17 protein-coding genes are annotated in these 15,321 nt (G+C 56.8%); 11 read left to right on the top strand and 6 right to left on the bottom strand.

What is annotated here, in order from left to right:
• Window positions 1–80 precede the first annotated feature (80 nt).
• A complete protein-coding gene (gene lipA / locus AC2FPW_RS05420) occupies window positions 81–1,031 on the top strand; it encodes a lipoyl synthase (RefSeq protein WP_496812798.1) in 951 nt (316 codons plus the stop codon).
• Window positions 1,028–2,179: an amidohydrolase gene (locus AC2FPW_RS05415; RefSeq protein ID WP_496812797.1), complete on the top strand. Its 1,152-nt coding sequence runs from the start codon at window positions 1,028–1,030 to the stop codon at window positions 2,177–2,179. The genes lipA and AC2FPW_RS05415 overlap by 4 nt, the downstream gene beginning before the upstream one ends.
• Window positions 2,180–2,190: 11 nt before the next feature.
• Here the strand turns inward: AC2FPW_RS05415 and AC2FPW_RS05410 are convergent, their stop codons facing one another.
• Together AC2FPW_RS05410 and hpt are read right to left on the bottom strand one after the other, a co-directional pair.
• Window positions 2,191–2,550, bottom strand: coding sequence for a hypothetical protein (locus tag AC2FPW_RS05410; RefSeq protein WP_496812796.1), 360 nt, complete (start codon window positions 2,548–2,550; stop codon window positions 2,191–2,193).
• 117 nt (window positions 2,551–2,667) lie between these two features.
• Window positions 2,668–3,210 (bottom strand): hypoxanthine phosphoribosyltransferase, encoded by a 543-nt coding sequence (gene hpt / locus AC2FPW_RS05405; protein WP_267365856.1) that lies wholly within the window; start codon window positions 3,208–3,210, stop codon window positions 2,668–2,670.
• A 72-nt stretch (window positions 3,211–3,282) separates the two neighbouring features.
• Between hpt and AC2FPW_RS05400 the strand changes: the two genes are divergently transcribed.
• Both AC2FPW_RS05400 and AC2FPW_RS05395 read left to right on the top strand, forming a co-directional pair.
• Window positions 3,283–3,729: a type II toxin-antitoxin system RatA family toxin gene (locus AC2FPW_RS05400; RefSeq protein ID WP_480481682.1), complete on the top strand. Its 447-nt coding sequence runs from the start codon at window positions 3,283–3,285 to the stop codon at window positions 3,727–3,729.
• A gap of 37 nt (window positions 3,730–3,766) precedes the next feature.
• Complete coding sequence (locus tag AC2FPW_RS05395; RefSeq protein WP_496812795.1) at window positions 3,767–5,059, top strand: MmgE/PrpD family protein; 1,293 nt, start codon at window positions 3,767–3,769, stop codon at window positions 5,057–5,059.
• On the opposite strand, the gene pyrC is transcribed toward AC2FPW_RS05395, so the two are convergent.
• On the bottom strand, window positions 5,056–6,093 hold the full coding sequence (gene pyrC / locus AC2FPW_RS05390; RefSeq protein WP_496812794.1) for a dihydroorotase: 1,038 nt from the start codon (window positions 6,091–6,093) through the stop codon (window positions 5,056–5,058). The genes AC2FPW_RS05395 and pyrC overlap by 4 nt on opposite strands.
• Window positions 6,094–6,256: 163 nt before the next feature.
• Between pyrC and AC2FPW_RS05385 the strand changes: the two genes are divergently transcribed.
• Together AC2FPW_RS05385 and AC2FPW_RS05380 are read left to right on the top strand one after the other, a co-directional pair.
• A complete protein-coding gene (locus AC2FPW_RS05385; protein WP_480583993.1) occupies window positions 6,257–7,165 on the top strand; it encodes an AAA family ATPase in 909 nt (302 codons plus the stop codon).
• A gap of 58 nt (window positions 7,166–7,223) precedes the next feature.
• Window positions 7,224–8,483: a vWA domain-containing protein gene (locus AC2FPW_RS05380; RefSeq protein ID WP_496812793.1), complete on the top strand. Its 1,260-nt coding sequence runs from the start codon at window positions 7,224–7,226 to the stop codon at window positions 8,481–8,483.
• 4 nt (window positions 8,484–8,487) lie between these two features.
• Here the strand turns inward: AC2FPW_RS05380 and AC2FPW_RS05375 are convergent, their stop codons facing one another.
• A complete protein-coding gene (locus tag AC2FPW_RS05375; RefSeq protein WP_496812792.1) occupies window positions 8,488–8,994 on the bottom strand; it encodes a hypothetical protein in 507 nt (168 codons plus the stop codon).
• A 224-nt stretch (window positions 8,995–9,218) separates the two neighbouring features.
• Between AC2FPW_RS05375 and AC2FPW_RS05370 the strand changes: the two genes are divergently transcribed.
• On the top strand, window positions 9,219–10,187 hold the full coding sequence (locus tag AC2FPW_RS05370; protein ID WP_496812791.1) for an XdhC family protein: 969 nt from the start codon (window positions 9,219–9,221) through the stop codon (window positions 10,185–10,187).
• Complete coding sequence (locus AC2FPW_RS05365) at window positions 10,184–11,185, top strand: molybdopterin-binding protein (protein WP_496812790.1); 1,002 nt, start codon at window positions 10,184–10,186, stop codon at window positions 11,183–11,185. The genes AC2FPW_RS05370 and AC2FPW_RS05365 overlap by 4 nt, the downstream gene beginning before the upstream one ends.
• Window positions 11,186–11,249: 64 nt before the next feature.
• Here the strand turns inward: AC2FPW_RS05365 and AC2FPW_RS05360 are convergent, their stop codons facing one another.
• Window positions 11,250–12,164 (bottom strand): MurR/RpiR family transcriptional regulator, encoded by a 915-nt coding sequence (locus AC2FPW_RS05360; protein WP_496812789.1) that lies wholly within the window; start codon window positions 12,162–12,164, stop codon window positions 11,250–11,252.
• A 71-nt stretch (window positions 12,165–12,235) separates the two neighbouring features.
• Here AC2FPW_RS05360 and AC2FPW_RS05355 point away from each other — a divergent pair, with 71 nt between their 5' ends.
• From AC2FPW_RS05355 to AC2FPW_RS05345, 3 genes are read left to right on the top strand one after another with little or no spacing between them, the layout of a single operon-like run.
• Entirely contained in the window at window positions 12,236–13,009 is a 774-nt protein-coding gene (locus AC2FPW_RS05355; RefSeq protein ID WP_496812788.1) for a beta-keto acid cleavage family enzyme, read from the top strand.
• Window positions 13,006–14,322 carry an aspartate aminotransferase family protein gene (locus tag AC2FPW_RS05350; protein ID WP_496812787.1) on the top strand — a complete coding sequence of 439 codons (1,317 nt, stop codon included), beginning with the start codon at window positions 13,006–13,008 and terminating at the stop codon, window positions 14,320–14,322. Before AC2FPW_RS05355 ends, AC2FPW_RS05350 begins: the two co-directional genes overlap by 4 nt.
• A 7-nt stretch (window positions 14,323–14,329) precedes the next feature.
• Complete coding sequence (locus tag AC2FPW_RS05345; RefSeq protein WP_496812786.1) at window positions 14,330–14,788, top strand: hypothetical protein; 459 nt, start codon at window positions 14,330–14,332, stop codon at window positions 14,786–14,788.
• 57 nt (window positions 14,789–14,845) lie between these two features.
• On the opposite strand, the gene infC is transcribed toward AC2FPW_RS05345, so the two are convergent.
• Window positions 14,846–15,307 (bottom strand): translation initiation factor IF-3, encoded by a 462-nt coding sequence (gene infC / locus AC2FPW_RS05340; protein WP_480481680.1) that lies wholly within the window; start codon window positions 15,305–15,307, stop codon window positions 14,846–14,848.
• Between the last annotated feature and the right edge of the window lie 14 nt (window positions 15,308–15,321).

The raw sequence follows: 15,321 nt of genomic DNA, 5'->3' as shown, positions 1-15,321 counted from the left end.
GCTATGCGCCGCTGGTGTAACACTGCGCATCTGTCTATGTTATGAGCGACAAGATTGACCCAAAGTCAGGAATATTGCCCGTGCGAGATCTGAAGATCCCCGAACAGCGCCACCCGGAAAAAGCGCACCGCCCGGATAATGCGCAACCCAAGAAACCGAACTGGATCAGGGTCAAGGCACCCGGCGGCAAAGGTTATGCAGATACGCGCCGGATCATGCGCGACAACAATCTGGTCACCGTCTGCGAAGAGGCAGGATGCCCCAATGTCGGCGAATGCTGGAGTCAGGGTCACGCCACCATGATGATCATGGGCGAGATTTGTACCCGTGGATGCACATTCTGCAATATCGCTACCGGTCGCCCAGACGACCTTGACGCCTTTGAACCCGGCCGGGTGGCACATGCAGTCGAAAAACTTGGCCTGAACCATGTGGTTATCACCTCGGTTGACCGGGATGATCTGAGCGATGGTGGAGCCGAGCATTTTGCGCAGACCATCCGCGCGGTGCGGCAGCGCTCTCCCAAAACCACGATCGAGATTCTGACGCCCGATTTTCTGAAATGCGATGCGGATGTTCTGGAAATTGTGGTCCAGGCAAAGCCGGATGTCTTCAATCACAATCTGGAAACCGTACCGAGTCTGTACCCCGAGGTTCGCCCTGGTGCGCGGTACTTCCATTCCCTGCGTCTTTTGCAGCGGGTGAAAGAACTTGATCCGTCGATCTTTACCAAGTCTGGCATCATGGTTGGGCTTGGCGAAAACGAACAGCAGGTGCGCCAGGTCATGGATGATATGCGCGCGGCGGATATCGATTTTCTGACGATTGGCCAGTATCTGCAACCAACGCCGAAACACCATGGCGTTGATCGTTTCGTAACACCCGACGAGTTCGCGTCATACGAAAAGGCGGCATACGGCAAAGGCTTTCTGATGGTATCTGCGACACCTTTGACCCGGTCTTCTTATCACGCTGGTGACGATTTCACCCGACTGCGCGCGGCGCGCCTAGAAAAGCTACAAAAAGCGTGACACCGGATCAGATCGCGCGACTGACTCGTCTGCGCCACGAGCTGCATCAACACCCCGAACTTTCGGGACAAGAAAAGAAAACCGCGGCGCGGGTGGCTGAATTTCTGCGCGACGCTGGTGCTGACCATGTCATGACCGGAATAGGTGGGCACGGGATCGCTGCTGTTTTCGAAAGTGGCCAACCCGGTCCCACGCTGGGCATTCGCTGCGAACTGGATGGGCTGCCGATCCAGGAGTTGGCGAACCATTCCCATGCATCACAGGTCGCGGGCAAAGGGCATTTGTGCGGCCACGACGGGCATATGACAATGGTTCTGGGCGTGGCAGACGTGTTGAATCATCAACGCCCCAAGAAGGGCCGCGTCGTATTAATCTTCCAGCCAGCCGAAGAGACCGGCCATGGTGCAATCGCTTTCCGAGCTGATCCCAAATACGCCGAGGTTGCGCCCGACCTGGTGTTGTCTTTGCACAACTTACCGGGATTGGAGTTGGGGGCGGTCGAAATTTGCAGCGGTTCTGCCAATTGCGCCTCACGCGGGATGCAGATCGTTCTGACCGGAAAGACGTCACATGCATCCGCTCCGCAAGATGGGGTGTCACCTGCCGGTGCGCTGGCAAACCTGATACCTGCTTTGACCGCGTTAGGCGGCGGCGGGGATCTGAATGACGACTACGCGTTGACGACCGTCACACATGCCGCGTTGGGTGAGCGCACGGTCGGAGTAGCACCGGGGCGGGCCGAGCTGTGGGTGACGCTTCGCACCGTCACGGACGCGAGAATGGCGCAACTGATCAGCGACGCTGAATCGTTGGTCTGTGAAATGGCCAAAGCCGAAGGGCTGGCGGTCGAAATCAGTTATGACGAAGTGTTTGAGGCTTGTGGCAATCACCCGGAAGCAGTTTCGATCCTGTCCAAGGCCTGCACGGAGCAGGGCGTTTCTTGCAGGTTGACCGATCAGCCACAGCGGTTTTCAGAAGATTTCGGCCAGTTTGGAAAAAGCGCGAAAACCGCCATGTTCTGGTTGGGGTCGGGGAGCGACCATCCCCAGTTGCACAACCCGGACTACGACTTCCCGGATGCGCTTATTCCGATTGGGACCGGGGTATTTTTGAAGGCCATCGAAGCTGTGTTAGGCCGCGACTGCTAGGACCGAGGCTTTCAGTTCATCAGATCGCCAACGATTCCAACAGCTTCTATTACAGTCTTCGTATCATCCGATATCGAGATTATTTCGTCGTCGACCCGAATATACCGTTGCCCCGGCTTCAGTGGCTTGAGCTTCCAGTTGTCGAGGTCGTTAATATAATCAAAACGCAGGTCGTTCGGCAATTTCTGACCTCGGGTGTATCGTTTGATTTGACCAGGCGGAACAGCTTTGCCGTTTGACTTAATGGATTTCTCTACTTTGGTTTTGTTGGCACCTTGCCCTTTGCCTTTGTTGTCTTTTGCATAAGACGCACCTGCAAGGGACACGATCGCCAAAAAGACGCCCGCTATCGCGAAAAACCGCTTCATCATCAATACTCCTGCTATTTCCTGAAAGGTAAAGCGACGAGGCGATGATAGTCCAATGATATTCTGGAAATTGAATTGTTAAACGGGTCTGAGCACGAGATCTGTAAATTGCCCGCTCAGCTATTCGTCTGTAAAGCGGACTTTGCCAATATAGGGCAGGTTGCGATTGCGTTGGGCGTAGTCAATTCCATATCCCACGACAAATTCGTCTGGAATCTCAAACCCGATCCAGTCTGATCGGAAATCCACTTCGCGGCGGCTCGGCTTGTCCAGCAAGGCAATGGATTTCAGGCGCGCGGGGTTACGGCTTTGCAGCAACTTGGTGACATGGTTCAACGTATGGCCGGTGTCAACGATATCCTCGACAACCAGCACGTCGCGCCCTTCAATTGCGCCGCGCAAGTCTTTAAGAATACGAACTTCTCGGCTGCTCTCCATCGCGTCTCCGTAAGAAGAAGCTTCAAGGAAATCCACTTCGATCGGAAGGTCAAGTTCGCGCACAAGGTCGGCGATGAATACAAAGCTGCCGCGCAGCAGACCCACGACCACCAGCTTGTCGGTGTCTTTGAACTCTGCCGAAATGTCGCGACACAGCTCCTCGATTCGAGCAGCGATGGCCTTTGCCGAGATCATCTCATCTATCACATATGCGCGGTCAGTCATCGCAGCCCCCTTGATCTTTGGCGCGCAACATACGACATGACGCGCCATTGTCACCTGCAAATACCGGACGTCATGCCTATCCATTCGGAAACCCGCCACCTGCCTTATACAGCCCAGCAGATGTACGACCTGGTTGCCGACGTGGCCAAGTACCCGCAATTTCTGCCGTGGTGTGCTGCTGCCCGCATTCGCAAGACCTATGCGCTGGAAGAGGCTGAGGTGATGGAGGCTGATCTGGTCATCTCGTTCAAGGTTTTCCGGGAACGATTTGGCAGCAAGGTAACCCTGTTTGCGGATCAAAAGAAAATCGACACCGAATACCTGGACGGCCCCTTCAAATACATGAAATCCGACTGGCAGTTCGAGGACGCGCCTGATGGGGGTTGCAACGTCTCGTTCCATGTGGACTTCGAATTCAAGAATGCCATCCTGCAAGGGATTATCGGCGTGGTATTCAACGAAGCCATGCATCGGATCGTGCGCGCGTTCGAGGCGCGCGCGCAACAACTCTACAGCTAGGTCTTTACCCTTGTCAGGCGCACGCTAGACTAAGCGCATGACGGAATTTACAGCATCATTGGCCGCTTTTGCGGCAGGCCCGGTTTCGACGTCGTCTCAGGCAAGAATCGTCACGTCGCTATCTGTTCTTGACTGGGTCGCTGTGGGCCGGGCAGGCGCGCGCGAACCTGTCTCAACCACGGTTCGCGACATGATACTGTCCGAGGGCGGGAACCCTCAGGCGCATCTCTTTGGCGGCGACTCTGCACCGCTGCGTGGTGCGGCGTTGGTCAATGGCACGGTGTCCCACGCGCTGGATTACGATGACACGCATTTCGCCCATATCGGGCATCCTTCCGTCGCCATTTTGCCCGCAGCCCTTGCTGTGGCCGAATGGGATGACCGTATTCTAGTCGACATGCTCGAAGCCGCTTTGGTGGGTATGGAAACTTCAATCCGAATTGGCTTGTGGCTGGGACGCGGCCACTATCAGGCAGGGTTTCATCAGACGGCAACATCCGGTGCCTTCGGGGCGGCAGTTGCTGTTGGTCGTTTGCTGGGGTTTAACGCAAACCAGATGCGAATGGTTCTGGGTCTGACGGCAACGCGTGCGGCGGGGCTGAAGGCGCAGTTCGGAACCATGGGCAAGCCTTATAACGCCGGACTTGCCGCTTCGGCAGGGGTCGAGACAGCCTTGCTGGTGCAGCGTGGTTTTCAGGCCAACGCCGACGCGCTGGAAGGTCCTTATGGGTTTGGCGCAACGCATCAAGGCGCAGCAGACCAAACTGCTCTGGATGGGTTGGGCGATGAATGGCTGTTTGAAACGGTCAGCCACAAGTTTCACGCCTGTTGCAACGGTCTTCACGCCGCGCTGGAAGCCGCGCGGGAGTTGGACATAGCAGAACCGGAGGTCGCCGAGATCCAGATAAAAACGCATCCGCGCTGGATGAGTGTGTGCAATCAGCTGTCACCGACAACCGGACTGGGAGCCAAGTTTTCCTATCGGACAGTGATCGCGATGCAGGCGCTGGGATATGATACGGCTTTGCCTGGCAGTTTCACTGACAAGGTCTGCCTTGACCTGCGTGTTACGTCTTTGCGCGACCGCATCACGGTCGAGGCAGATGACAGCCTGTCAGAAACGCAGGCGCATCTGTCCCTGTTGCGTCGCGATGGCATTCGCCGCGAAGCAACGCATGATCTGCTGAACCCAATGTCGCTGTCTGACCGCGAGGACCGCCTGCGCGACAAAGCGACCAAGCTGATCGGCGCGGATGAGGCGGACACGATCTGGTCGATGCTGCGCACCGGGGGGCGTGCCCGCGATCTGGCCGAACGAATGGCGGGTTAAGCCACGCGCCAGTGCAACGGAAAGCCCGGGTCAAACACAGTGACCGGTCCATCGCCTGTGTCAATCTTTGAGGGATACGAAACGGGCTCACCCTTGGTCAGGGTGATCATATCCTGGTTCACCGGCAAGCGATAGAAACCTGGCCCGTTGAGCGACACAAAGCCTTCCAGCTTGTCCAAAGCATCTTCCCGGTCAAACATTTCGGCGACCAAAGACATGGTGTTGGTCGCTGTGAAACAACCGGCACAGCCGCAAGCCATTTCCTTGTTGGAATCCGTGTGCGGGGCGCTGTCTGTGCCCAGAAAAAACCGCGCATCGCCCGATGTTGCGGCGGATAGCAGGGCCAGACGGTGTTCCTCTCGCTTGGCAACAGGAAGGCAATAGTAATGCGGTTTGATGCCACCAATCAGGATATGGTTGCGGTTGATAATCAGGTGATGCGCCGTGATCGTTGCACCCAGATCAACCGCGTTGGCTTTGACATAATCCACACCATTTGACGTGGTGATATGTTCCATCACCACACGCAGGCCAGGTGTCGATCTGCGGATCGGATCCAGAACACGGTCGATGAACACGGCTTCGCGGTCAAATATGTCGATCTCGGGATCCGTCACCTCGCCATGTACGCACATGGGCAAGCCGATTTCGGCCATCTTCTCAAGCACCGGGCGCACTTTGTCGAAATCGCGCACACCCGAGGCAGAGTTGGTCGTAGCCCCGGCAGGATACAGTTTGACGGCCTTGATCAGACCACTGGCATTGGCTGCAGCGACATCTTCGGCATCTGTATCCTCGGTCAGATACAGGGTCATCAGCGGTTCGAACGTCATACCGTCGGGCAGGGCCGCCAGAATGCGGTCTCGATAGGCGGCGGCCTGGTCGCCGCGCACAACCGGCGGCACCAGGTTCGGCATAATGATCGCACGGGCGAAATGGCGCGCGGTTTCGGGCAGGACGGCCTGTAGCATCGCGCCATCGCGCAGATGCAGGTGCCAGTCGTCGGGGCGGCGGAGCGTAAGGGTGTCGGTCATGGCCTTCCGCTAGCATAGCTGTTGCGAAAGACCAACTGCGTCCGCGCAAGCCACAAAGAAAATCTTGTCAACCGACCTGAACGTCGTAGCTCTGACCAAGGTTGAGGCCTTGACGGCCAGACGGTTGCATGACCTGTTTATCCCTAAAGCAGAGAGGGGTTCCATGACACAGCCAGTTTCCATCGATGCCGTGCAGCAGATGCTGGGTCGTCAGGGCTATGTCTGCGGTCGCGCCCTTGCGACGGTTGTGTTCCTGTCGCTGAAACTTGGACGCCCGTTGTTTCTGGAAGGCGAGGCAGGGGTGGGAAAGACAGAGATCGCCAAGGCTCTGGCATCCGGGTTGAACCGGCGCCTGATCCGTCTGCAATGCTACGAAGGTCTGGATGCGTCTTCTGCCGTTTACGAATGGAACTTTCCGGCTCAGATGGTCGCGATCCGAACGGCCGAGGCCGCAGGTGGGGCCGACCGGGGCGCGTTGCAGACTGAACTGTTCTCGGACGAATACCTGATCGAACGCCCCTTGCTGCAGGCAATGCGCCCGGACGAAAACGGAGCGCCAGTTCTGCTGATCGACGAACTGGACCGGACCGATGAGCCGTTTGAAGCGTTTCTGCTTGAAGCGCTTAGTGACTTTCAAGTCACCATCCCCGAACTTGGCACGATAAAAGCCCCCGAACCGCCCATCGTGATCGTCACCTCGAACCGGACGCGGGAGGTGCACGACGCGCTCAAGCGCCGTTGCCTCTATCACTGGGTCGATTACCCGAACTTCGAGCGTGAGATCGAAATCCTGCATGCCCGTGCGCCTGAAGCCGCGGAAGCACTCAGTCGCGAGGTTGTAGCCTTCGTTCAACGTTTGCGCACCGAGGATCTGTTCAAAAAACCTGGCGTGGCCGAGACCATTGACTGGGCGAAATGCCTGTTGGCGCTGGATGTGATGAACCTGAGCCCCGAGGTAATCGGGGATACGCTGGGTGCGATCCTCAAATATCAGGACGACATTCAAAAACTTCAGGGGTCCGAGGCAAAACGCATCCTCGACGAGGCCAAGGCGACGCTCGAACCGGTTTGATGTTTCACCTTTTTCCAAATACTCCGGGGGTATGGGGGCAGAGCCCCCATAACGTCTGATGGCCGAACAACTTCCGTTGGATATCCCGGACAACCCAAAGCTGGCGCACAACATCACCCATTTTGCCCGCGCACTCAGAAAGGCTGGGCTGCCAATCGGACCCGGTCGTGTGATCGACGCAATTCGTGCCGTGCAGGCGGCAGGTTTTTCCGAGAAACAGGATTTCTACTGGACCTTACACGCCTGTTTCGTGAACCGCCCGGAACACCGCGTGGTTTTCGCGCAAGTCTTCCGAATGTACTGGCGAGATCCGCGTTACATGGAACACATGATGGCGATGATGCTTCCTGCAATTCGCGGCGTTCAGGAAGAACGCAAGGCCGATGCCGGTGAAAAGCGCGCAGCTGAGGCGCTGCTGGACGGGGTTGAGCGTGATCTGCCGGACGCTGCCGGGCAAGAGGAAGACGAAACCGAGATCGAAATCGACGCAACCCAGACTGCATCGTCCGAGGAGCGGCTGCGCAATCTGGACTTCGAGCAGATGAGCACGGCCGAAATCGCGCAGGCCAAGCGTGTATTGGCGCGGATGACACTGCCAGTAAAGCCAATTGAATCACGCCGCGGGCAGACCAGCCATCTGGGGCACCGCATCGACCGTACCCGCACCTTGCGCGCGGCCATGCGGCAAGGGGGTGAGTTGCGCGATATTGCCAGACTACAACCCAAACCGCGCTGGCCAAATCTTGTCGCACTTTGCGATATTTCCGGCTCGATGAGCCAGTACAGTCGGATCATCCTGCATTTCCTGCACACGGTATCGAACACCAAGGGAGCGGGTTGGGCCAAGGTCCATGCCTTCACATTCGGCACACGCCTGACCAACATAACGCGCCACCTGCACCAACGGGATGTAGACGCGGCACTTGCCGCCGCAGGGGCTGAGGCGCAGGATTGGGAGGGCGGCACTCGTATCGGCGAGTGCCTGCATCAATTCAATCGGGACTGGTCACGCCGGGTGATGGGGCAAGGGGCGGTTGTTCTGCTGATCACCGACGGGCTCGAGCGAGGTGATCCCGAGCTCCTTAGGAAAGAGATTGAGCGTTTGCACCTGTCCTCAAAACGCCTGATCTGGCTGAATCCCTTGTTGCGTTGGGACGGGTTTGCGCCCAGGGCGCAAGGGGTTGCCGCGATGCTGCCGCATGTTGACAGTTTTCGCGCAGGGCATTCGATTGCCTCACTCGAAGACTTGGCCGCAGCGATTTCAGAACCCGACGACCAGGGGCAGAAAGCGCGGCTGATGGCCGCGCTTTCCGACTAGCAGCTTACGACAGCTGTTCTTCATTGCACTTGCGGGCCATCTCCATGGCTTTGTAAGTGCCTGTCAGATCGACCGTGAAGGCATATGTTGTCTCAGGGAAAACGATCATGACCTTTTTCTTAGCCAGATCATCCGCGAACTGAGGGCTGTCCGACAGGACATATCCACCGGAATAGCCTTTGGTGATGTTACCCTTCATGCCGGTCGCTTCACCCAGATAGATGTTGTCGCCCAGCAGGATGGCAACTTCTTGTGTCTCGCCACGTTTGATATCGGTTTCAGCCTTGGTGAACACGCCGACATATCCCACACCGCGATCTTCGGTCAGGCCCATCTGAACGACGTTTTCCGCATCATCGACGGCCTCGATCAGGCAGGATTTCTTTTCATTGTCGATGAAGACTTTCCAGCCTTCAACCTCTCCATAGCGTTGGAATGTGTCAGCCCACGCAGCGGTTGAAGTCAAAAGACCAACTGCCGCGCCCAGTGCAAGAAATCGTTTCAACTGCATGTCTCCGATCTATGAATTGTTTGTTATGCAAGCCAGACCTGATGTCGGTTGCCCGCACAGGCTAGAACTCGGGTCACAAACAATCAATGCTATGATTTGTTGAATATCTTTCAGGCCGTGGCGTTGCCTTATGGGGTTCAATATAGACCTTTTGGTAAGCCTGATGCGCTTTTCATCCCGCAAATCCCGCTTATGTTGGTGTCATAGGTCATCCGGAGGTTCCGATGGAGCGATTCGACAATAGTCCTGAAACGGCGCTTGACTGGCACCGCAGCGGGCGCGGCGCGGCGCTCGCTACGGTTGTCGAAACCTGGGGCAGTGCGCCGCGGCGGGTGGGATCCCAATTGGTGATTGGCGGCGATGGTCGGATCGAAGGTTCCGTTTCTGGTGGATGTGTCGAAGGTGCTGTTATCGTCGAGGCGCTTGAAGCCATTGATGAAGGCGAAGCGCGTTTGCTTGAATTCGGGGTCAGTGACGACGATGCCTTCGCGGTTGGTTTGGCCTGTGGGGGGACCATACGCATTCTTGTCGAACCCATAGGAAAAGTCCTGCCAGAATCTATGTTGGCGGAACTGGTTGCCGCTCGGGCCGCTCGAACGTCCGTTGCCTACGAAGTCAACATCGAGACCGGTCGCAGGGCGCTGCGCCGCAACGCTTATGCCGACAGGCTGCGTATGGATCGGTCAGGGTTCGAAGAGGATGGCCAGACCTTTGTCGCAGTACATAACCCACCGCTGAGGTTGCTGGTCGTTGGGGCGGTTCACATCGCGCAGGCTCTGGTACCGATGGCGCGGATTGCGGGCTATGATCCAACCATTATCGACCCGCGTGACGCCTTCGCGTCTAGTGCGCGTTTTCCCGGCGAAACGATCCTGACGGATTGGCCGGATGAAGCCGTTGCGAAGCTGGGACTGGACGCGCGGACCGCGATTGTCCTGCTGACACATGACCCAAAACTTGATGATCCGGCGCTACAAGCCGCATTGGACGCCGATGTGTTCTATATCGGTGCATTGGGGTCAACACGCACCCATGCCAAGCGCATTGAGCGTATGAAAGCGGCCGGTTTCACCGATGCGCAGATCTCTGGCATTCATGGGCCTATTGGCCTGGATATAGGGGCCGCCGGTCCCTCGGAAATCGCGGTTGCGATACTGGCGCAGATCACTGCAGTTCTTCGAGGGAAAGCATGAAATTTGGGCCTGTGCCGGTGTCCCAGGCAGAGGGGGCCATTCTGGCGCATTCGGTTACAGCGGATGGGCGAAAGTTTCGCAAAGGGCTTGAATTGCGCTCGGAACATGTGGCGCAACTGGAAAAGGCTGGTCTAAACGAGGTCATTGTTGCCCGGCTGGATGCCGATGATTGCCATGAAGATCAGGCGGCGCGCAAGCTGGCGTCTGCGCTGGCACCTGATCCAGCTTCAGCCAACTTGCGGGTTACCGAGGCATTTACCGGGCGGGTAAACCTTTTGGCCGACGGGCCTGGAGTTGCCGTGCTTGATGTTCATGCACTTGCATTGTTCAATCTGGTCAATCCGATGATTACCGTTGCGACCGTTCCGCAGTATCAGCAAATGGGGGCGAACGGCATGGTGGCGACCATCAAGGTCATCTCATACGCTGTGCCCGAGGCTGATGTTCGGCGCGCCGCCGGGCTGGCACAAGGGGCCGTGCGTTTGGCGCGGCCTGTTCATCGGACAGCCGGGCTTGTTGTCACGGATATTCCCGGTGGCCCACCGAACGAGAAGGGGATTGCGGCCATTCGGGGACGGGTCGAGGCATTGGGAATGGAGCTTGCGCAGGTGCAGATTGTTCCGCATCGAACAGATTCCTTGACCAGCGCGATTTCTAAGGGGAAGGGCGATCTTCTGATGATATTGACGGGATCGGCCACCTCGGACCCGAACGATGTCGCACCGTCGGCTGTTCGGCAGGCCGGTGGGACGATTGATCGCTTTGGTATGCCGGTTGATCCGGGAAACCTGCTGTTTCTGGGGGACTTGCAGGGCCGGCCTGTGATCGGTTTGCCGGGATGCGCCCGCTCTCCGGCGTTGAATGGGGCGGATTGGGTGCTGTCGCGTGTTGCATGCGGGATTGAAACAACAGGTGCAGATATTGCCGGAATGGGTGTTGGCGGATTGCTGAAGGAAATCCCGACCAGACCTCAGCCGCGAGCGAAACGAAACGACTGACCGCCGCCAAGGTTCGTGATATGGCATATCACACCGCGCTTGCGGCCAATTTATTACTGATATTCTAGGGTTTTCTCATCCTTGGCAACACGCCGGGTCGCCAATACGCGCCGGTGTCCTCCCGCGCTTTCTGAAACTGTTCGACCCTATCCCGTGCAGCTTCGCCCCCTGCATCAAAGAGATGACCGAGCAGGCATTCCAGAACCACCATCGCGCCAGAAAAGCTTGAAAACGGATGTAATGTGCGGGTGCTGACGCTCAGAACCACATCCGGATTGACGCCGGGGGCAATCACCTCGCTATCCGACAGCAACACAATCTTCATGGCGCGGTCGCGGGCAAAGCGCATCGACTGGATCGTATCTGCGGAATAGGGATGGACCGTGACGGCAAACAAACAATCCTCGGACGTGGCCTCGACCAGGTCGTCGGTGGCCGAGCCCATGTGCCGAGGTATCAGCTGTAATCCGGGATGGGCCATGCGGCCGGCGTAGTGAAAATAATAGGCCAGCGCATGGCTGGCCCTTGTGGCGGTCACATAACAGCGACGTGCAGACACCATGTATTCAACGGCACGATTGGCCAAATTCGGCTCCATCAGACGGAGAGAGCGGGACACAACATTCATCTCATTGCGCGCGAATCTGGCCTGTGCGCCGTGGAAAAGGTCTTGGCCGGGTGATGTGGTTAGCCACTCTTGACCTATCCTGTCTTCGCTGTCTGTTGTGAGGGCAAGGCGAAATGGGTGGCGGAAGGCGTCAAAACTGTCGAAACCCATACGCTGCGCCAGTCGAACAAGAACACTGGTGCTGATGCCGATCCGATCAGCGGTCACCCGGACCGGGTTCAGGCCGAAATCACCGGGATGGTCGATGATATATTTCGCCGCGACTTGCATCTGCGCAGGCATCTCGTCGATCTCGCGTCGAATTTGGCTGGTCAAGGCTGTAAGGGTGGGTGCCATAGCAAAAAGAAACATATGTTTTCTTTTGTGTAAATTGAAAACGTCATCCGGAGACTTTAACTGAAGGCAAAGACTTGGGTGGTGCTATGACATCAAAAACAACTGACAGCTCGGACAGGCCCTACATTCTGGTTGCGCCAAACGGCGCCCGGCGGAGCGCGTTGGATCATCCCGCCTTACCGCTCAGGATTGATCAGATCGTCACGTCAGCACGGGATTGCCATGCTGCGGGTGCGGACGGGTTGCATCTGCATATTCGGGATGCAGATGGACGGCATTCACTGGACGCCGGATTGTACCGGGAAACGCTTGCGGAATTGCAGCGCGAGGTTCCAGAAATGGAGCTACAGATCACGACCGAAGCCGTTGGGCAGTTCGACGTAGCATCGCAACTGGACTGTTTGCAAAAGGTGCGACCTGAATGGGCCTCAATCTCGGTGCGTGAAATCGCCCGCGACCTGAACCTTGCGCCTAGGGTCTATGCACAATGCGCGGATCAGGGCACGCGGGTTCAGCATATTCTGTATGATGCTGACGATGCACATTTACTGGACCGGTGGCTCGCTTTGGGAATCGTACAGGCGGATCAGACAGACCGTTTGCTTGTTCTGGGGCGATACAGCGATGGCCAGCAATCTATGCCATCCGATCTTGACGCCTTTCCAAAATGCCAGGCCCGTTGGATGGTGTGCGCCTTTGGAGCGCAAGAACATGCTTGTCTGGCCGAGGCAGCGCGACGCGGTGGTGACTTGCGGGTTGGTTTTGAAAACAGTCTGACGGGGGCCGATGGCAGACCGTGGACAGATAACGCGGCTTCGGTCGCAGCATTAGTCGAATTGCTTGGAAGGGCACAGAAATGAGTCATGTTTTCCCACGTCACACGAAATCGGACCTCCCTGTCGCGGTTGGTGGCGATGGCTGTTATCTAATTGATGCAGAGGGCAAGCGTTACCTGGATTGCGGTGATGCGGCGGTGTCTTGTTTGGGCCATTCGAATCAGGCCGTGATCCAAGCGGTACAGCAACAGGTAGAACAGATCGCTTTTGCACATACCGGGTTCATGACATCGGAACCGGCCGAGGCTTTGGCTGAATTGTTGATCCGGCACGCGCCGGGGGATCTGGACCGGGTGTATTTTGTTTCGGGCGGGTCCGAGGCGACCGAAGCGGCAATCAAACTGGCGCGCCAGTACTTTCTAGAAATCGGACAAACTGAACGCCGTCACGTTATCGCGCGAAAGCAAAGCTATCACGGCAACACTTTAGGGGCTTTGTCCGCTGGGGGTAACGCATGGAGACGGGCGCAATTCGCCCCGATGCTGATCGAGATGACCCATATCTCTGCCTGCTACGAATATGCCGAAAAACCGGAAGACGAGAGCAGTTTTGACTACGGCCAGCGTGTGGCGAATGAATTGGAAACCGAAATCCTGCGGCTGGGTCCCGATACGGTCATGGCGTTTATGGCCGAACCAGTGGTCGGGGCCACCCTTGGCGCAGTTCCTGCGGTTGAAGGATACTTCAAGCGTATTCGCGAGATTTGCGACCACTATGGTGTGTTGCTGATCTTGGATGAGGTGATGTGCGGTATGGGCCGAACCGGTCACCTGTTTGCCTGCGATCATGACGGTATCAAACCAGATATTCTTTGTATCGCCAAGGGGTTGGGGGCTGGATATCAACCAATCGGGGCCATGCTGTGCACCGGCAAGATCTATGACGCGATCCGCGACGGATCAGGGTTTTTCCAGCATGGGCACACCTATGTCGGTCATCCGGTCGCCACAGCCGCCGCATTGGCGGTGGTCCGTGAGTTGACCGAACGGGACTTACCTGCGCGTGCCGGGGTCATGGGCAACAAGGTGCAATCCGCCCTTGAGGCGGCATTCGGACAGCACCCGAACGTGGGAGATATCCGTGGTCGTGGGTTGTTCCGAGGTATTGAACTGGTCGTTGACCGTGACACCAAGGAGCCTTTTGATCCATCACGTGGCATCGCAGGTAAGGTGAAAAAGGCAGCACTGGCTGAAGGGTTGATTTGCTATCCCATGGCAGGCACGCGGGATGGCCGGAACGGCGATCATGTCCTGCTGGCGCCGCCTTTTATCATCGAAGAGGAACAGATAGGCGAACTCGTCAGCAAACTGGAACGCGCCATTTCCGCCGTGCTTTGACATTACCGTGAGCGCACTGTTCGCCCGCAGCTTATTTGTTAGTGTCGCGGGAGAAGTATCTGAAAAAGCGAAATCAATGGTGCTGGATATTTGGCGCAGTTTCCGCGCGCTTCCCCTTTGGGTGCAGATCTGGGTGGCCGTAATATTGGTGCCGGTTAATTTGGTTCCGCTTGCTTTCCTGGATCAGCCGCAGGGGATGCTCATCGCTGTTCTGGCGACTACCGGTATGGCGCTGAACATACCCATCATGGCGGTTGCGCGCGGGATGAGCGGCGCGATGGCTTTGCCGCACATTCTGTGCTGGGTTCCACTGGTTGTCATCGTAACGCTTTTGTTGTTTTCCGATGCGACCCTGAGCATTGCCTTTATCAAGTTTCTTTGGGTGCTTCTGATCATTGACATAGTTTCCTTGCTTTTCGACTTCAGAGATGCGGTCAACTGGTTACGAAGCAGACGCGCGACCTGAACAAAAAAGCCCCTTCGGCAGCGAAGGGGCTTTGATCGTTTCTGTCTTTTAAGCAGATTACTTATGCGGAAGCGGGCCGATCATCATGACCATCTGACGGCCTTCCATCTTTGGCATGTTTTCGATCTTGCCGACCTCTTTGATGTCTTCGGCCACACGTTCCAGCAATTCGCGACCCAGGTTCTGGTGCGCCATTTCACGGCCACGAAAGCGCAGGGTGACTTTGACCTTGTCGCCCTTTTCCAGAAACTTAAAGACGTTCTTCATTTTGACGTCATAGTCATGCGTATCGGTGTTCGGTCGGAACTTGACCTCTTTCACTTCGATGACTTTTTGTTTTTTGCGCGCTTCGTTTTCGCGTTTTTGCGTTTCGTACTTGTACTTGCCGAAATCCATGATCTTGCAGACCGGTGGGTTCGCATTGGGCGAGATTTCGACCAGATCAAGACCTGCATCTGCGGCCATCTGCATGGCTTTGGCGGGATGAACCACCCCGACGTTTTCACCTTCGGCGCCAATCAGGCGAATTTCGG

Source organism: Ruegeria sp. SATB027 (assembly GCF_059613825.1).
Note: the sequence above shows the minus strand (reverse complement) of the source record. Positions and strands in the feature narration are given on the sequence as shown.